This is a genomic window from Nocardiopsis gilva YIM 90087, from assembly GCF_002263495.1.
Classification (GTDB): Bacteria; Actinomycetota; Actinomycetes; order Streptosporangiales; family Streptosporangiaceae; genus Nocardiopsis_C; species Nocardiopsis_C gilva.
Map to the genome: position 1 here is coordinate 5699448 of NZ_CP022753.1, position 17932 is coordinate 5717379.

The following is a 17932-nucleotide window of genomic DNA, read 5'->3' on the forward strand; positions in this document are numbered from 1 at the left end:
CACATACCGAGGAACACCTCAGCCGTGGAGACGGCGGCCCTGCCGGGTCTTCGTCAGGGTGGCACCCAGGAACACAACCAACGGTTGCATCCTCAGACACCCAACAGCGCGCCCCCGGCCTTCCAGAACCAGGGGAAGTTCGTTCTTCTGCTCAGCCATCCCGACACCAACCAACGCCCCCAAAGGAGCATCAGCCACCATGCCGGGTCCACTTTCGAGTCCGCCGACCGCCACCGACCACAACAGCCGATGCCACGACCAGCCAAATAAGACTCCTTAGAAAGGAGGTGATCCAGCCGCACCTTCCGGTACGGCTACCTTGTTACGACTTCGTCCCAATCGCCAGCCCCACCTTCACCCACTCCCCCAGCAAGCTGGTTAGGCCGCAGGTTTCGGGTGTTGCCGACTTTCATGACGTGACGGGCGGTGTGTACAAGGCCGGGAACGTATTCACCGCGGCACTGCTGATCCGCGATTACTAGCGACTCCACCTTCATGGGTCGAGTTGCAGACCCCAATCCGAACTGAGACCGGCTTTTAGGGATTCGCTCCACCTCACGGCATCGCACGCCCACTGTACCGGCCATTGTAGCATGTTTGCAGCCCAAGACATAAGGGGCATGATGACTTGACGTCATCCCCACCTTCCTCCGAGTTGACCCCGGCAGTCTCCCATGAGTCCCCACCATCACGTGCTGGCAACATGGAACAAGGGTTGCGCTCGTTGCGGGACTTAACCCAACATCTCACGACACGAGCTGACGACAGCCATGCACCACCTGTCACCGATCCCAAAAGGACCCACCGTCTCCGATGGTTTACCGGTGATGTCAAACCTTGGTAAGGTTCTTCGCGTTGCGTCGAATTAAGCAACATGCTCCGCCGCTTGTGCGGGCCCCGTCAATTCCTTTGAGTTTTAGCCTTGCGGCCGTACTCCCAGGCGGGGCGCTTAATGCGTTAGCTACGGCACGGGAACCGTGGAAAGCCCCCACACCTAGCGCCCAACGTTTACGGCGTGGACTACCAGGGTATCTAATCCTGTTCGCTCCCCACGCTTTCGCTCCTCAGCGTCAGGTAAGGCCCAGAGACCCGCCTTCGCCACCGGTGTTCCTCCTGATATCTGCGCATTTCACCGCTACACCAGGAATTCCAGTCTCCCCTACCTACCTCTAGCATGCCCGTATCCACTGCAAAACCAGGGTTAAGCCCCAGCCTTTCACAGCAGACGCGACACACCGCCTACGAGCTCTTTACGCCCAATAATTCCGGACAACGCTCGGACCCTACGTATTACCGCGGCTGCTGGCACGTAGTTAGCCGGTCCTTATTCCCCACCTACCGTCAACCCAAGAAAACCCGGGCCTGCGTGAGTGGTAAAAGAGGTTTACAACCCGAAGGCCGTCATCCCCACGCGGCGTCGCTGCGTCAGGCTTTCGCCCATTGCGCAAGATTCCCCACTGCTGCCTCCCGCAGGAGTCTGGGCCGTGTCTCAGTCCCAGTGTGGCCGGTCGCCCTCTCAGGCCGGCTACCCGTAATCGCCTTGGTAGGCCTTCACCCCACCAACAAGCTGATAGGCCGCGAGCCCATCCCCAACCGACAAGTACTTTCCACACCCCGCCATGCGGCAGGGTGTCGTATCCGGTATTAGACCGCGTTTCCACGGCTTATCCAGAGTCAGGGGCAGGTTGCTCACGTGTTACTCACCCGTTCGCCGCTCGTGTACCCCGAAGGGCCTTACCGCTCGACTTGCATGTGTTAAGCACGCCGCCAGCGTTCGTCCTGAGCCAGGATCAAACTCTCCATCAAAGGCTTCATACACCCTCGCCGCAAGCGGGCGGGTAAACCTGGAAGAGATAACCCTGACCGACCATGACTCGCATCATGGCCAATCAAAGGAACCCCGAGCACCCCGCAACCACAGGTGGTTCCGTGTGCTCAAAAGGGGCCAAAACAAACTTGGCTGAAAGAAAAACAAACACGCGCTGTTGAGTTCTCAAGAAACAACCGCTCATCCCATACAAGCCGACGTTTCCGTCTAACTTTTCTGTAGAGGCGGTGCGTTCTGCATATTTATTGGGATTTCCCCATTCGGAGCTTATCAGATGCTCCGACTTGAGGCCAACCCTTCAAGCTTACTCCCGAATTCGCCTCAGTCAAGAACTGCGGTGTTTTCCGGAGTGATTCCACCCTAGCGTGTCGATCCGAGTGCTCGGACCAGTTCGTCAGAGTGGGGAGAACCGGCTCGCCCACGGGCTGGGCCCGTGTTCGGTTCGCTCGGTGCTCCCCAAGACTACAAGCCTCGGGACGGTGCTCTGGACGGTTTCACTGAGTTGTGAGCAACCGACCAGGTCACAGCTTCTCGATCGGTGCGAACTTCACGAGGAAGTCCTTCTCGCCGATGTCCGCTCCGAAGTCGATGCGGGCCTTGGTCTTGTCCCCGACACCATCGACGAGCTGCACCGTCCCAAGTCCGAACGAGTCGTGGTTCACCTTGTCCCCAGGACTCAGTGTCGGCACGTTCCCGGCCGCCTTCTTCGTCGACGGCTCACTCCTGCGGCGTGTGATCGGTGCGCTGGCGCCGAACGACGATTCGGCACGGCGCCACTCGATGAGTTCCTTCGGGATCTCATCGATGAACCGCGACGGAGGGTTGTACGAGGGTGTGCCCCAAGCGCTCCGCACCGCCGATCGGCTCAGGAAGAGCCGCTCCTGGGCACGGGTGATCCCCACGTACGCCAGGCGCCGCTCCTCCTCCAGCTCGGCCTTCTCCCCCAGCGTGCGCATGTGCGGGAAGACTCCGTCCTCCATACCGGTGAGGAACACGACCGGGAACTCCAGCCCCTTGGCCGAGTGCAGCGTCATCAGCGTGACGACGCCACCGTGCTCGTCCGTGTCCGGGATCTGGTCGGTGTCGGCCACGAGGGAGATCTGCTCCAGGAAGTCGACCAGCGTGGGTTCCGGTACGGATGCCCCACCGGACGGTTCCTCTTCCTCGTCCCCGTGCTCCGGGCGCTCCGCAGGCTCTGTGGCCTGTGCCGCTACCTCGTCCGCTTCCTCTAGCCCGTCGTCCTCCGGGTAGAGCGATCCGGTGAACGACGCTTCGAACTCGCGGGCCACGCCCACGAACTCCTCCAGGTTCTCCACCCGGCTCTCGTCCTGGATGTCCTTGGAGTTGGTGAGCTCCGACAGATACCCCGTCCGCTGCAGCACCGCCTCGACCATCTCCGCCGGGGAGCTGTCGGGAACCAGGCCCTCCAGTTCCTCCAGCAGAGCCACGAACTCGCGGATGGCCTTCAGCGACCGCGTGGCCAGCCCGGGTGCTTCCTCTGCCCGGCGCAAGGCCTGCGAGAACGAGATCCGCTCGCGCGCCGCGAAGAGCTCGATGGTCTCCTCCGCGCGGTCGCCGATCCCCCGCTTGGGAACGTTCAGGATTCGGCGCAAGCTGACCGTGTCCTCCGGGTTGGCCAGTACCCGCAGGTAGGCGAGGATGTCCCGGATCTCCTTGCGCTCGTAGAAGCGCACAGCGCCGACGATCTTGTACGGCAGGCCGGTCCGGATGAACACGTCCTCGAATACACGCGACTGCGCGTTGGTCCGGTAGAACACCGCGACCTGGCCCGGGTTGCACGCACCCTCGTCGGTCAGCCGGTCGATCTCGCCGACGACGAACGACGCCTCGTCGTGTTCGTTGTCGGCCACATAGCCCGTGATCGACGGCCCGATGCCCTGCTCCGACCACAGCTTCTTGACCGGGCGCCCCGGGTTCCGGTCGATGAGTGCGTTGGCCGCGTTCAGAATGTTCTGCGTGGAGCGGTAGTTCTGCTCCAGCAGGATCGTGCGCGCCTCGGGATAGTCGCGCTCGAACTCCAGGATGTTGCGGATGGTCGCGCCACGGAACGCGTAGATCGACTGGTCGGCGTCGCCCACCACGCACAGCTCGGACTGCGGCACGACAGCGTCCGCACCGCCCTCGCCCACCAGCAGGCGCACCAGCTCGTACTGGGCGTGGTTGGTGTCCTGGTACTCGTCGACGAGCACGTGCCGGAACCGCCGGCGGTAGTGCTCGGCGACGTCCGGGAACATCTGCAGCAGGTTGACCGTGATCATGATCAGGTCGTCGAAGTCCATGGCGCCGGCCTCGTGCAGCCGCCGCTGGTAGAGCGTGTAGGCCTCCGCGAGCTTCTTCTCCTGCTCGGTCTGTGCCTGCTCGGTGAAGGTGTCGTAGTCGATCAGCTCGTTCTTGAGGTTCGACACCTGCGCGGAGAACGACTTCGGCGGGAACCGCTTGGGGTCGAGGTCCATCTCCTTGCAGACCAGCTGCATGAGCCGCTTGGAATCGGCCGCGTCATAGATCGTGAAGCTGCTCGGGTACCCCAGGCGCCCGCCCTCGCGGCGGAGGATGCGCACGCACGCGGAGTGGAACGTCATAATCCACATGGCGCTGGCGACACGCCCGCCCAAGAGGTCCTCGATGCGCTCCCTCATCTCGGCCGCGGCCTTGTTGGTGAAGGTGATCGCGAGCACCTCGCCCGGACGCACGCCCCGCTCGGCCAGCAGGTAGGCGATGCGATGGGTGAGGACCCGGGTCTTGCCGGACCCGGCACCGGCAACGATCAGGAGCGGGCCGCCGGAGTGTGTCACGGCGTCGCGCTGAGGAACGTTCAGGCCTTCGAGAAGCTGCTCTTGGGAGGACACGTCACCAAGACTACGAGCCTTCGCGAGGGGACATCTCCTTCTCTCAGCTGATCCCTCGCATCGCCGGGAATCGGCTGAGAACGTCCCTCCTGATGAGGGGATATCCGCACCGTGCGCGGCGCTGAGGGACGGCCGGACCAGGTGCGGCGCGGACGGGTGGCGGACGAGTGACTGTCCGGCGCGCCTACCCTGGATGGGCACTTGAGGTGATCAGTGATCACCTTGGACGAATGAGACAACGTGGGGGAAACGTGCGGGTCTTTGTCGATTGCGACCCTGGTATCGACGACGCGCTGGCGCTGGCCTACCTGACCGCGCGGCCCGATGTGGAGATCGTCGGCATCGGCGCGGTGTTCGGTAACAACAGCGTCGACATCACCACCGACAACGCGCTGCGGCTGATGGAGCTCTACGGCCGTTCCGGTGTCCCGGTGGCGCGCGGTGCGTCGCGGCCGCTGGTCCAGCCGCCGCATCTCGCCGAGTCGGTGCACGGCGCCAACGGCCTGGGCGACGTCGAGACCCCCGCTCCCGCGAGCGCTCCGGTCGAGGAGTCCGCGGCCGAGCTGCTGGTCCGGCTGGCGCGCTCGGCCCCCGGCGAGATCGACGTGCTTGCGGTCGGCCCGCTGACCAACCTGGCGGTGGCGCTGTCGCTTGAGCCGGAGCTGCCGAAGCTGGTCCGCCGCGTCGTGATCATGGGCGGCGCGGTGCAGGCGCCGGGCAACGTGACCCCGTGGGCCGAGGCCAACACCTCCAACGACCCCGAGGCCGCCGAGGTGGTGTTCGCGGCCGGGTTCGACCTGTCGCTGGTCGCGCTGGACATCACCATGAAGACCGTGGCGACCGGCGCGTGGCTCGACGAGCTGAAGACGGTCGAGGGCGAGCGCGCCCAGAAGACCTCGGCGTTCCTCGACTTCTACGTGGGCTGGTACAGCAACGTCTTCGGGGTCCGCCAGTGCGCGATGCACGACCCGCTGGCCGCCGCGATCCTGCTGGACCCGGAGATCGTGACCACGTCCATCGACGTTCCGGTCCGAGTGGAGCTGAAGGGCGAGCACACGCGCGGGCTGACCATCGCCGACCTGCGCCCGGACGCCGCCGACCACGCCGATGACCGTCCCAAGATCACGCTGGTCCAGGAGGTCGACGGCGAGGCCTTCCTCAAGCGGATGATGGACGCGCTGCGCTGACATACCCGTGATCCACCGCGGGGGCCGATGCGCCCGAGGTGGGATGACGAGGCTTTGGCCCTCGAACGGCGGTGCCGGTCATGGCACCGCCGTTGTCGTCTTCGCCCGATGGGTCAGACCAGCTTGCGCGCCGTCGCCCAGCGGCTCAGTTCGTGGCGGTTGGACAGCTGGAGCTTGCGCAGCACCGAGGACACGTGGGTCTCCACCGTCTTCACCGAGATGAAGAGTTCCTTGGCCACTTCCTTGTAGGCGTAGCCGCGCGCGATGAGGCGCAGGACCTCGCGTTCGCGCTGGGTGAGCCGGTCGAGCTCGGGGTCCATGGGCGGGGCGTCGGTGGCCGCGAAGGCGTCCAGCACGAAGCCGGCCAGGCGCGGGGAGAACACGGCGTCGCCGTCGGCGACTCGGACGATGGCGTTGGCGAGCTCCTTGCCGGAGATCGTCTTGGTGACGTACCCGCGTGCACCGCCACGAACGACGCCGATCACGTCCTCGGCGGCGTCGGACACCGACAGCGCCAGGAACCGGATCTCCGGATGCGAACCGAGGACCCGGCGCAGCACCTCCACCCCGCCGCCCCCGGGCAGGTGGACGTCGAGCAGGACGAGGTCGGGCTGCTGCTCGCCGATGACGCGCACGGCGCCGTCGACGTCTCCGGCCTCGCCGACGACTTCGACGGCGTCCCCGAGTTCCCCGCGGACTCCGCTGCGGAAGAGCCGGTGGTCATCCACGATCACGACGCGCGGGACCGCGGCGCCGCTGGCAAAAGTGCTGTTGTCGTCTCCCACATGTCGGACTCTACCCATTGCGTCCTCGTGAATGGGCTTTCACCGCCCGGTCGGGCCGACAGCGGCCACGTCGTCCGGGCCCGCGCCGCTCTGCTAGTCGCTCTCGGAGGCGCGCGGGACGCGCAGCTGCACCTCGGTGCCCTCGCCGCGGGCGGTGCGGATGCGGGCGCTGCCGCCGTGCCGCTCCATGCGGCCGACGATCGACCCGCGCACGCCCATGCGGTCCTCGGGGATGTCGTCGAGGTCGAACCCCGATCCCCGGTCGCGCACGAAGATCAGCACCTCGTCCGGGTCGACCTCGCCGAACACCGAAATGGAGTCGGCCCCGGCGTACTTCGAGGCGTTGACCATGGCTTCACGGGCGGCGCGCAGCGCGGCCTGGATGTTGTCGTCGATCTCGCAGTCCCCGACGCACACCACCTCGATCGGCACCCCGTGTACCTCCTCGACCTCGGCCGCCACCCGTTCCAGGGCGGGGGTCACCGTGGCCTCGGCGTCGGCCGGACGCTGGTAGAGCCAGCCGCGCAGGGCGCGTTCCTGGACGCGGGCCAGACGCTGCACCTCGCGCGGGTCGTCGGCGCGGCGCTGGATGAGGGTCAGGGTGTGCAGCACGGAGTCGTGGATGTGCGCGGCCAGCTCGGCCCGCTCCTGGTTGCGGATGCGCTCGCGGCGCTCACGGTCGCGCTCACGGACGAGGCCGATGATCCACGGAGCCGCGATGAGCGAGATCCCGGCGAGCATGGTGATCGCGAACGTCAGCCCGGCGCGCGCGTCCTGGAGCTGCTGTTGGAATCCGAGGAAGCCGATAACGCCGATGATGACGAGCAGCACGCCGAGCCCGCTGCGCACCCAGCTCTTGCGGCTGTGCAGAACGGTGGCCGACATCCACTCGTCGCGGACCGCCGGGTTGGCCTGCTGCCACAGGATCGCACCGCCGAGCGCGCCGAAGACGAGGAACCACAGGAGTGGGTCGAAGACGCCCCCGAAGATGAGGAACAGCACGCCCAGTCCGCTGGCGAGGGCGAGGTAGGCCAGCAGCTGGCTGACGTCGCGCCCCTTCTGACGCACGCGTTCGTGTTCGCCCGCGTCGGAGCCTTCGCCCGCGTCCGCCTCCTCGGCCGCGGGTTCCAGTGGGACGAAGAAGAACATGACCAGGTAGACGGCGATGCCGATACCGCCGATGCCCAGCGCGACGAAGGCGAGCCGCGTCACGACCGGGTCGATGCCGAGGTGCCGGGCGAGGCCCGCCGCGACTCCCCCGAGCAGCCGCCCGTCGCGGACCCGGTACAGCCGCGGGATCTCGGTCGCCGTCTCCGTCACTGTCGCGGTGTCCTCGTCTTCGTTGGCTTCGTAGGTGTCGTCGTCTGGGACGTCGTGCCCGTCATCGGTGGTGGTCGGTGATATCGGACGGTGGTCGCGGGTGTGTTCCACGTGTCCTCGATTCCAGGATGCCCCCTTGTCTCCCCTCCGGCATCAGGGGCTCGCCCCCACCCGTCCCGGAGAGGTTCAGGGTGTGGTCAGGGTCCTCCCGGATGGGAATCTGTGCACGTAACCGGCGACGATGGACGGTGTGAGGGAGACGCGTGGTGACCGACCATGAGTGACGAACGAGAGCCGACGAACGGCGCCGGGGACCCGGCGTCGGCGACCGGCGACTCCGCGTTCGCACCCGAGGAGCGAGAGCTGCGCCGCCACAGCGAGACCGGTGTTGTCACGGGGGTGTGCGCCGGGCTGGGCGAGTACACGCGGGTCGACCCGGTGGTGTGGCGGGTCGCGTTCTCGCTGACCGCGCTGAGCAGCCTCGTCGGCGTCCTGCTGTACATCATGGCGTGGATGGTGATGCGGGACCAGCAGGGCGGTCCCGCCATGGCCGAGCAGCTGCTGAACCGGCGGATCTCCGCTCGGGCGGTCCCGGCCCTGCTCGGCGCGGGGTTGGCGGTAGCAACCGCGCTCAGTCTCATCGGCGGGTTCGGCTGGGGCACCCTCGTCCTGGCCACGCCGCTCATCTTGGGCGTGCTGGTGGCCCACAACCGCGGGGTCGATCTGCGCCACGCCTATCGCGAGCTGCCGTCCCTGCTGCGGTCGGGCGGGCCGCCGCCGACCGCTCCGGCCCCGGCCCCCACACCCGCCTACTACAACCCCGCTCAGCCGTGGGCGCAGGCACCCAGCGGACCGATCGACCTGGCGGTGATCGCCGGGCCGACGCCCGAGGCGGGCGAGCACTCCGGGGAGCACCCGCACGAGCCGGGCGAGAGCGACGACGGCGACGAAGGCGGACCTTCGACTTGGGCGTCGGACGCGAGAGAGGGGCGCCGAGAGGCGCGCCAACGCCGCCGGGAGGCGCGCGAGCGTCGTCGGGCGGCGCGCAGGAACCGAGGCGTGCGCCTGTGCACCCTCGTCTTCTGGGCCCTCCTCGTGGCCACCGGACTTGCGCTCATGCGCACCGGTGGATCCCCCTTGTCGGCCCTGGTGGGGCCCGAGACCGGCCCGGTCTATCTGGGAAGCGTCGTCGTGATCATCGGATTGGCCCTGATCCTGGGCGCCTGGGTCGGGGACCCGCGCGGGCTGATGGCCCTGGGTCTCGTGGGGACGCTGCTCCTGGTGGCCGTGTCGACCGTGGATGTGACGGCGATGCGGTTCGGGACCGCCGAGTGGCGGCCGCGGACCGTAGCCGAGGCGGAGGAGCCCTACGGCCTCACTCTCGGCGGAGCGTCGCTCGACCTGACCCGGCTCGATCTGGAGCCCGGTCAGCGGGTGGAGGTCTCCGCGACCGTGGCGGCCGGGGCACTGGACGTGGAGGTTCCGGACACCGCCCGGGTGGACGTCCACGCCGCCTCGAAGCTCGGCAGGATCTCCGTGGACAACACGCAGCGCGCCGGCACGCGACTGGACGTGCGGACGACGCTGGAGCCGAAGGCCGCGGAGGCGCGGGCGACCGACGGGAAGGAGGCGTCCGGCGAACCGCCCACGGTGGTCCTGAACCTGGCGTCCTACGTTGCCGACATGGAGGTGGGGCGTGCGACGCCGTAAGACCGACTGGGGTTCGCTGATCGCCGGCCTGCTGTTCGTGGGCCTCGGGATCGCCTTCGTGGTGGGCCAGCGCACGGACTGGGGGTTCGACCCGATCTGGGTGCTGCCGATTCTCACCATCGGCCTCGGGGTCGCCGGGCTGGCCCGCGCGCTGTCGCGGTCCGCCGCGTCGGGCGAGGCGCGCGACGACAGAGCCGACACGTAGCCGAGGCGACAAACCAACGACAAACCAACAGCGACAAACCACCACGGCCCCGGACGGGCATCGCCCGTCCGGGGCCGTGCGACGGTCAGGCGACCGCCCGGCTACTCCCACTCGATGGTGCCCGGCGGCTTGCTGGTGACGTCGAGGGTGACGCGGTTGATCTCCCGCACCTCGTTGGTGATGCGGTTGGAGATCGTGGCGAGCACGTCGTAGGGGAGCCGCGACCAGTCGGCGGTCATGGCGTCCTCACTGCTCACCGGGCGCAGCACCACGGGGTGGCCGTACGTGCGGCCGTCGCCCTGCACCCCCACCGAGCGCACGTCGGCGAGCAGCACGACGGGGCACTGCCAGATGTCGCGGTCCAACCCGGCGCGGGTCAGCTCCTGGCGGGCGATGGCGTCGGCCTCGCGCAGCACGTCCAGCCGCTCGCGGGTGACCTCGCCGATGATCCGGATGCCCAGGCCGGGGCCGGGGAACGGCTGCCGCCACACCATCTCGGTCGGCAGGCCCAGCTCCTCGCCGACGCGCCGGACCTCGTCCTTGAACAGCTCGCGCAGCGGCTCGACCAGGGTGAACTGGAGATCGTCGGGCAGGCCGCCGACGTTGTGGTGCGACTTGATGTTGGCGGTGCCGGTGCCGCCGCCGGACTCGACGACGTCGGGGTAGAGCGTCCCCTGGACGAGGAACTCCACCTCTTCCCCGGCGGCTCCGCCTTCAGCGACGACCTCGCGGGCCGCCTGCTCGAAGACGCGGATGAACTCGCGGCCGATGATCTTGCGCTTCTCCTCCGGGTCGCCCACCCCGGCCAGCGCCGCCAGGAAGCGCTCCTGGGCGTCGACGACCTTGAGCGAGGCGCCGGTGGCGGCAACGAAGTCCTTCTCGACCTGTTCGGCCTCGCCCTTGCGCAGCAGGCCGTGGTCGACGAAGACGCAGGTGAGCTGGTTGCCGACGGCGCGCTGGACGAGGGCGCCCGCGACGGCGGAGTCGACGCCGCCGCTCAGCCCGCAGATGACGCGCTTGGTGCCGACCTCGGCGCGGATCCGCTCGACCTGCTCGTCGACGATGTTCACCATCGTCCAGGTGGGGCGGCATCCGGCGGCTTCGTAGAGGAAGTGCCGCAGGACGGCCTGGCCGTGCTCGCTGTGCATGACCTCGGGGTGGAACTGCACGCCGTACAGCCCGCGCTCGGGGTTCTCGAAGGCGGCGACCGGCGCGCCCGGCGTGGTGCCGGTGGCGCGGAAGCCCTCCGGGGCCTTGCTCACGGAGTCGCCGTGCGACATCCACACCTGCTGGACGGCGGGCAGGCCGTCGAACAGCACGGTGTCGGTGCCGACCTCGATCGAGGTGCGGCCGAACTCACTGAGCCCCGTCTCCTCGACGGTGCCGCCCAGCGCCTGGGTCATCGCCTGGAAGCCGTAGCAGATGCCGAAGGTCGGCACGCCGGTCTCGAACAGCTCGACCGGGGCCTGCGGGGCATCCTCGGCGTAGACGGACGAGGGGCCGCCGGAGAGGATGATGGCCTTGGGGTTCTTGGCGAGCATCTCCTCGACCGGCATGGTCGAGGGCACGATCTCGCTGTAGACGTGGCATTCGCGGACCCGTCGGGCGATCAGCTGTGCGTACTGCGCGCCGAAATCCACGACGAGAACGGTGTCGAACGTGCTATCGGAAGCACCGGCAAGGGACACGTAACGGCCTTCCCGCAGGTAGATATGGATTGCCTCCCAGTCTAAGGCGCCGCGCGGACCAGGTGGCGAGTCAGCGGGCGGGGTGTGCGTCACTGCGGATACGGAACGCCCGGAAAACCGGTGGTCGGGCGTGGCCTGCGTGTCCCTCCAAGGTCGGGCCGTGAGCGGAGCGTTGAGGCGCGCCCTCGCCTAGAACTCCGCGACGAGCACGGCGCGGTCGTCGGCGTGGCCGATACCTGAGGACCACTCCATGATCGCGGAGCACACATCGGTGGGACCGGGGTCGCTGAGGCCGGTGAGGAGGTCGGCGAGTTCACCGAGCCCGATGTCGAGCGACTCGCCGCGTCGCTCGACCACGCCGTCGGTGTAGAGAATGAGCATGTCGCCGGGGCCCACCACCGTCTGGTCGCGATTGCGCCCGGTGCCCATGGAGCAGCCCAGCGGCGGATCGACGACCGCGTCGAGCGGCGCGCAGCGCCCGTCGGGGCGCAGCAGGAGAGGCGGGACGTGCCCGGCGTTGGCGTAGGTGAGGAGCTGTTCCTCCGGTTCGTAGACGAGGTAGCAGACCGTGGCCATGCTGGCGGGAAGGTAGGTGTCGACGTAGTGGTCCACGCGGGACACGACGTGGTCGGCGCGGGCTCCCTCCTCCAGGGCGGCGGCGCGCAGCACGCTGCGGAGCTCCGCCATGATCATGGCCTCGGACAGCCGGTGTCCGGCGACGTCGCCGATGGCCAGGGCGACGCGCTCGGTGTGGGGCACGCCGAAGACGTCGTACCAGTCGCCGCCGACCTCGGCCCCGTAGACGGTGGGCCGGTAGTCCACCGCGACCTTCAGCGGCGTGCCGTCGATGTGGTCGGGAAGAAAGCTGCGCTGCACTTCGGCGACGACCTCGTGCTCGCGCTGCAGGCGGGCGCGGAGATACCGCTCGCGCTCGTTGAAGGCGGCGGCCCGGCGCGGGACGTTCCCGCGGTGGGCCGAGGGAACGAGGCGGACCTGCACGACGGGCTCGTCGGCGGCGTCGGCCACCCAGGCGGCCCGCGCGCCGAAGCAGTGGCAGTGCCGGGATCCGCCGTCGGCGTCGCGCAGGGCGAGGGCACCGACGAGCGGGGCGCCGCACCGCGCCCATCGCCACAGCGTCTCGGCGGTGTCGCCCGCGTCGTCGGTGGTCAGGTCGTGGAGGTTGGATCCGGTACCGACCCCGGGGAAGGTGCGGAGCATGGCGGCGTTGGCCCCCAGGATCGTTCCGGAGATGCCCACGAGCAGCATCGGTTCGCTCACGGTGCGGGTGATCGCACCGAACAGCTCACCCGCGCTCACGGTCGTCTTCGGTGCCGCCGCCGATGCACGGTGGCAGGACGTGCGGGAACTCCGCGGATTCGCCGTAGTACTCGTTTCCGGACGCCTGATCGGCGCCGGGCCCCGGGCGCAGGTGGATGACCACCATGCAGCGCGGGTGGCGGCGTGCGATGGTCTCGGCCAGGTCGACCTTGGCATAGCCGAGATAGCGCGCCGTGAGGTTGCCGAACACACTGGACGTCATCGTGCACAGCGCCTCGTTGCCCTCGACCGGCGAGCCGAAGGGGCAGGCCCTGTTGGCGAGGACGATGCGGTCCTCGTCCACGGAGACGATGGAGAAGTCCCCCTGGATTCGCCGGTAGAGGTCGACCAGTACCTCCGCGATCTGGTGGCGGTCGAGGTTCTCCAGCTCCAGTTCTCTGGTGTAGAGGTCGCCGAGCGTATCCCCCATGCGCTGTCCTGCCAGAGCGATGTAGCCGGACGCTTCCTCGAGTCCGACGACGGCTTCCAGTGCGGCCGCGAGCTCGGTGAGGAGGCGGCGCATGAAGTCGTCTCGTTCCAGCGGGACGGCGGCATCTATTACTCGCATAGTGCCTCCATGTGACCCGTACGGTCCGCGTCCGCCGAGTGCGTGGGGAGCGAGGGGTGGCGGCACGGTTTCCGTACACGGAACGTTACGCCGGGACGGGAAGCGTACGCAGGGCTTTTCCGCTTTTTTGTCGAGGAGGGAACGGAACGCGGAGATTCCGACGTGTTAGCGGTCGGCGGGCCATCGGGGCACGCCCGCCACCGAGGGCACCCGATCCGCGGGACCGTCCCGCCCCGCGCCGCAGTCGCGGCGGCGGGGGCCAGCGACAGCGGGCGGGGCGGTTTCGCGTGGGGCCGACGCGCGCCGGTCCGGGGGTCAGCGGATGTGGAAGCGCTTCATCAACCGGGCGCCGCGGGTCAGCAGTGCGGCGAACGTCGCGCCGTCCATGCCCGGGGGGCCGCCGAATCCGACGAAGTGCTGGCTGGCGATGGTCTGCGCCTCGGTGTAGCGCAGCAGCCCCTCGGCGCCGTGGCGGCGGCCCAGTCCCGACTTCTTCATGCCGCCCATGGGGCCGCCGTAGCTGGCCCACGCGGCGCCGTAGCCCTCGTTGATGTTGACGGTGCCCGAGTGGATGCATTCGGCGATCCGGCGTCCGCGCGCGGTGTCGCGGGTCCACACGCTGGCGTTGAGTCCGTAGTCGGTCGCGTTGGCGAGGTCGATGGCCTCGCTCTCCTCGGTGAAGCGGTAGAGGGAGACGAGCGGGCCGAAGGTCTCCTCCGAACACGCCGTCATGGTCGGTTCGACGCCGGTCATGACGGTGGGCTCGTAGAACAGCGGCCCGATGTCGGGGCGCGGCCGTCCCCCGGCCAGGATCGTCGCCCCGCTCTCGCGCGCCTGGTCGACGTGCTCGATGACGCGGTCGAGCTGGCGCGGGTAGGTGAGCGATCCCATGTCGGCGGAGAAGTCGTAGCGGGCGTTGAGCTCCATGCCCCGCACCGCCTCGGCGAAGCGCTCGGTGAACTCGTCGAAGATCGCGTCGTGGACGTAGACGCGCTCCATGGAGATGCACAGCTGCCCGGCGTTGCTGAAGCAGGCGCGCAGCGCACCCTCGATGGTCCAGTCCAGGTCGGCGTCCTCGCAGATGATCGCGGGGTTCTTGCCGCCGAGCTCGGCGGAGCAGCCGACCAGGCGGCTCGCGGCGCGCTGGGCGATCTTCGCCCCGGCGGCCGAGGAGCCGGTGAATGCGACGTAGTCGGCGTTGTCGATGAGGGGGTCGCCGATCTCGGCGGGTTCGCCGAGGACAGGGATCCACAGGTCTTCGGGCAGACCCGCCTCGACGAGCAGGTCGATCGCCCACAGGGCGCTGAGGGCGGTCTGGGTATCGGGCTTGGCGACGACGGCGTTGCCCGCCAGCAGCGCCGGTACGGCGTCGCCGACCGGGAGCGCCAGCGGGTAGTTCCACGGGGAGATGACGCTGACGGCACCCTTGGCCTGCTGGTTCACATACGCCCGGGTGGCGCCGGGCATCGCTCCGGGAACGCGCCTGCGGCGCAGCATCCGGGGCGCCTGGCGCGCGTAGTACAGGGTGCCCGCCGCGGCGTCGTAGACCTCTTCGAAGGCGTGCCGCCGGGCCTTTCCGGTTTCGGCCTGGAGGATGTCCAGGATCTCGTGCTGGCGGTCCAGCACCAGGTCGTGGAAGCGGAGAAAGGGCGCGACCCGGTCGCGCGGGGACACCGCCGCCCAGGCCCGCTGGGCCGTGCGGGCGCGCTGGAACGCGTCAGCCACGTCGGCGGCCGTCGACTGCGGGACCTCGGCCAGGGGCTTTCCGGTGAACGGTGCGGTGATCGTGCTGCTGTGCCCGGACGTACTCGCGACGCGGCGCGTCAGGCGCTCGACCATCGCGGAGTCCACGGCCGGGGTCTCGGTGGAACCTGTGGCGATACCCATATCGGGAGCGTAGTCCGCTGCCCGCGGCTTGACTACCTATCGGTAACCGTGGATGTGGCGTGGCGCGGGGAATGTGTCGGAGTGGGAGGGGCGGGAGCGCCGGCATCGGGGGTGTATCGCACGTCACATCCCCGCCTCGCTGGACAATCCGGCGTTTGCGAGGTTCTACTTCATCAGGCGTTGAATTAAGCGAATGTTGAATCAAGACCGCATGACGTCGGTCAGCCGAACCAGCACACTCCACGCGGAGGTCGCAATGACGCGCACCGAAACCACCACCGTCGCCATCTCCGGCGGCGGTCCCGCCGGGATCATGCTCGGCCTACTGCTCGCCCGCGCCGGTATCGACGTCACCGTCCTGGAGAAGCACGGCGACTTCCTCCGGGACTTCCGCGGCGACACGGTCCACCCGTCGACGCTGCAGCTCCTCGATGAACTGGGGCTGGCCGGGGCGGTCGAGCAGCTCCCGCACCGCAAGGTCCGCTCGGTCGAGTTCGGCAGCACCGAGGGGCCCCTCTTCGCGACCGGCCTCGACCACCTCCCCGGCCGGTACCAGTACGTCGCGATGGTCCCGCAGTGGGACTTCCTCACCCTGCTCGTCGACCACGCCAAGCGCTACCCCGGCTTCCGACTGCTCATGAACGCCGAGGCCACCGAAACGATCGAGGAGAACGGCGCCGTACGCGGCATCCGCTACACCGACCGGGAGGGCGAGCACGAGCTGCGCGCCGTGCTGACCGTCTCGGCCGACGGCCGCCGCTCCCAGCTGCGCGAGGCCGCCGGGATGGTCCCCAAGGAACTCCACACGCCCATGGACGTGCTGTGGATGCGTGTCGAGCGCCGCGCGGAGGACGAGACCGGACTCTATGGGCGGGTCGGCAACGGCTCCATGCTCGTGGCGTTCGACCGCGGCTCCTACTGGCAGGTCGCCTACCTCATCCCCAAGGGCGGGCTGGAGGAGATGCGGTCCCAGCCCATCGCCGTGCTCCAGGACCGGATGCTCGCGCTCCTGCCCGCACTCGGTGAGACGGCGGTCCGATCGCTCGACGACTGGGACAAGGTCGCGTTCCTGCGGGTCGGGCTCAACCGGTTGGAACGCTGGTACCGGCCGGGCTACCTGTGCATCGGCGACGCCGCCCACGCGATGACGCCGGTCGGCGGCGTGGGGATCAACCTGGCGGTCCAAGACGCGGTGGCCACCGCGAACCTGCTGGCCGACGCGCTGTACCGGGCACAGCGCGACCCGGACCGGTTCGGCAAGACGCTCAACCCCGAGCTCCTGGCCCGGGTGCAGCGGCGCCGGTGGATGCCCACGGTGGGCACCCAGCGGCTCCAGCAGGTGGTGCAGGACAGAGTGATCACCCCGGTTCTGGCCGCATCACCGGACGCGCCCCTGGACCTCCCGCTCCCGCTGCGGGTGATCGCCGGTACCCCGCTGGCCGCGCTCGCCCCGCGCTTCGGGCTACGGGCGGTGATGCTGGGCCTGCGCCCGGAGCACGTCCACACGCCGGAGCGGCCGGTGGGCGCCGCGGCCGCCTAGCCGGCGAACCCGCGGGGGTTGGCGGACTGCCAGCGCCAGGCGTCGGCGCACGCCTCGTCGACGCTCCTGGTGGTCTGCCAGCCGAGGTCGCGCCGGGCCGCACTGGGGTCGGCGTAGCAGGTCGCGATGTCGCCGGGCCGACGCCCCACCACCTCATAGGGAATGGGACGGCCGCAGGCCCGCTCGAACGCGGCGATCGACTCCAGCACCGAGGTGCCCGTCCCGGTCCCGAGGTTGTAGACCCGGTGGCCGGGGGTCCCGGCGAGGTGCTCCAGAGCCGCGAGGTGGCCCAGGGCGAGGTCGGTGACGTGCAGGTAGTCGCGCACTCCGGTGCCGTCGGGGGTGTCGTAGTCGTCGCCGAAGACCCGCACCTTGTCCCGGCGTCCGGCGGCGACCTGAGCGAGGTAGGGGAACAGGTTGTTGGGGACGCCGTGGGGGTCCTCGCCGATGAGGCCGCTCTCGTGCGCGCCGATCGGGTTGAAGTAGCGCAGGGAGATGATCTCCCAGCGCTCGTCGGCCGCCGACAGGTCGCGCAGGATCTGCTCGATGAAGAGCTTGGTGGCGCCGTAGGGATTGGACACCGACAGCGGCATGCCCTCGGTGATCGGAACGCGGGCGGGGTCGCCGTACACGGTGGCCGAGGAGCTGAACACCATCCGCCGCACGCCGTGGGCCTGCATGGCCTCGCACACGGTGAGCAGCGCGTCGAGGTTGTTGCGGTAGTAACGCAGCGGCTGCTCGGTGGACTCCCCCACGGCCTTGAGCCCGGCGCAGTGGATCACGGCGTCGACGGGGTGGTCGGTGAGGACCTTCTCCATGACGACCGGGTCGGAGCAGTCCTCCGGGTAGAACGGGACGGCGTGCCCGGTGATGCGCTCGACGCGGCGGACGGCCTCCGCGTTGCCGTTGCTGAGCGCGTCCACCACCACGACGTCGTGGCCGGCGCCGATGAGCTCGACCGCGGTGTGCGTGCCGATGTACCCGGCGCCACCGGTGAGCAATACGTTCATCAGCGTTCCTGCTTCCTGGG

The 17932-nt window shown here is 68.8% G+C and carries 12 protein-coding genes and 1 rRNA gene; 4 read left to right on the plus strand and 9 right to left on the minus strand.

Annotated features, from left to right (window positions below):
• Window positions 1-280 precede the first annotated feature (280 nt).
• Window positions 281-1806: ribosomal RNA gene (locus CDO52_RS24855) — 16S ribosomal RNA — on the minus strand.
• Between the two features lie 543 nt (window positions 1807-2349).
• Window positions 2350-4695, minus strand: coding sequence for a UvrD-helicase domain-containing protein (locus CDO52_RS24860; protein ID WP_017621611.1), 2346 nt, complete (start codon window positions 4693-4695; stop codon window positions 2350-2352).
• A gap of 251 nt (window positions 4696-4946) precedes the next feature.
• Here CDO52_RS24860 and CDO52_RS24865 point away from each other — a divergent pair, with 251 nt between their 5' ends.
• Window positions 4947-5882, plus strand: a complete 936-nt coding sequence (locus CDO52_RS24865) for a nucleoside hydrolase (RefSeq protein ID WP_017621610.1) — start codon at window positions 4947-4949, stop codon at window positions 5880-5882.
• Window positions 5883-5995: 113 nt separating this feature from the next.
• Here the strand turns inward: CDO52_RS24865 and CDO52_RS24870 are convergent, their stop codons facing one another.
• Window positions 5996-6685 carry a response regulator gene (locus tag CDO52_RS24870; RefSeq protein WP_232524321.1) on the minus strand — a complete coding sequence of 230 codons (690 nt, stop codon included), beginning with the start codon at window positions 6683-6685 and terminating at the stop codon, window positions 5996-5998.
• 75 nt (window positions 6686-6760) lie between these two features.
• A complete protein-coding gene (locus tag CDO52_RS24875) occupies window positions 6761-7987 on the minus strand; it encodes an ATP-binding protein (protein WP_051060941.1) in 1227 nt (408 codons plus the stop codon).
• Between the two features lie 276 nt (window positions 7988-8263).
• On the opposite strand from CDO52_RS24875, the gene CDO52_RS24880 reads away from it, so the two are divergent.
• Window positions 8264-9697: a PspC domain-containing protein gene (locus tag CDO52_RS24880; RefSeq protein ID WP_017621607.1), complete on the plus strand. Its 1434-nt coding sequence runs from the start codon at window positions 8264-8266 to the stop codon at window positions 9695-9697.
• Window positions 9684-9902 (plus strand): hypothetical protein, encoded by a 219-nt coding sequence (locus tag CDO52_RS24885; RefSeq protein ID WP_017621606.1) that lies wholly within the window; start codon window positions 9684-9686, stop codon window positions 9900-9902. The genes CDO52_RS24880 and CDO52_RS24885 overlap by 14 nt, the downstream gene beginning before the upstream one ends.
• Window positions 9903-10003: 101 nt before the next feature.
• Here CDO52_RS24885 and guaA read toward each other — a convergent pair whose 3' ends face one another.
• The 4 genes from guaA to CDO52_RS24905 form a co-directional block, all read right to left on the minus strand.
• Window positions 10004-11590 carry a glutamine-hydrolyzing GMP synthase gene (gene guaA / locus CDO52_RS24890; protein ID WP_094932743.1) on the minus strand — a complete coding sequence of 529 codons (1587 nt, stop codon included), beginning with the start codon at window positions 11588-11590 and terminating at the stop codon, window positions 10004-10006.
• A gap of 189 nt (window positions 11591-11779) precedes the next feature.
• The gene (locus tag CDO52_RS24895) at window positions 11780-12907 is read right to left on the minus strand and encodes a PP2C family protein-serine/threonine phosphatase (RefSeq protein WP_017621604.1); all 1128 of its coding nucleotides are present in this window, start codon (window positions 12905-12907) and stop codon (window positions 11780-11782) included.
• Window positions 12894-13475 (minus strand): methanogen output domain 1-containing protein, encoded by a 582-nt coding sequence (locus CDO52_RS24900; protein WP_033302239.1) that lies wholly within the window; start codon window positions 13473-13475, stop codon window positions 12894-12896. Before CDO52_RS24900 ends, CDO52_RS24895 begins: the two co-directional genes overlap by 14 nt.
• Window positions 13476-13790: 315 nt before the next feature.
• Window positions 13791-15362: a succinic semialdehyde dehydrogenase gene (locus CDO52_RS24905; protein WP_017621602.1), complete on the minus strand. Its 1572-nt coding sequence runs from the start codon at window positions 15360-15362 to the stop codon at window positions 13791-13793.
• 256 nt (window positions 15363-15618) lie between these two features.
• Between CDO52_RS24905 and CDO52_RS24910 the strand changes: the two genes are divergently transcribed.
• Complete coding sequence (locus CDO52_RS24910; RefSeq protein WP_017621601.1) at window positions 15619-16902, plus strand: FAD-dependent oxidoreductase; 1284 nt, start codon at window positions 15619-15621, stop codon at window positions 16900-16902.
• On the opposite strand, the gene galE is transcribed toward CDO52_RS24910, so the two are convergent.
• A complete protein-coding gene (gene galE, locus CDO52_RS24915) occupies window positions 16899-17912 on the minus strand; it encodes a UDP-glucose 4-epimerase GalE (RefSeq protein WP_017621600.1) in 1014 nt (337 codons plus the stop codon). The genes CDO52_RS24910 and galE overlap by 4 nt on opposite strands.
• Window positions 17913-17932 lie beyond the last annotated feature (20 nt).

What these genes read in the sequence shown, in the direction of transcription:
- CDO52_RS24870 (WP_232524321.1), bottom strand. Translation starts at nt 6,685, where the DNA reads ATGGGTAGAGTCCGACATGTGGGAGACGACAACAGCACTTTTGCCAGC.
- CDO52_RS24880 (WP_017621607.1), top strand. Translation starts at nt 8,264, where the DNA reads ATGAGTGACGAACGAGAGCCGACGAACGGCGCCGGGGACCCGGCGTCG.
- CDO52_RS24900 (WP_033302239.1), bottom strand. Translation starts at nt 13,475, where the DNA reads ATGCGAGTAATAGATGCCGCCGTCCCGCTGGAACGAGACGACTTCATG.
- CDO52_RS24905 (WP_017621602.1), bottom strand. Translation starts at nt 15,362, where the DNA reads ATGGGTATCGCCACAGGTTCCACCGAGACCCCGGCCGTGGACTCCGCG.
- CDO52_RS24910 (WP_017621601.1), top strand. Translation starts at nt 15,619, where the DNA reads ATGACGCGCACCGAAACCACCACCGTCGCCATCTCCGGCGGCGGTCCC.
- galE (WP_017621600.1), bottom strand. Translation starts at nt 17,912, where the DNA reads ATGAACGTATTGCTCACCGGTGGCGCCGGGTACATCGGCACGCACACC.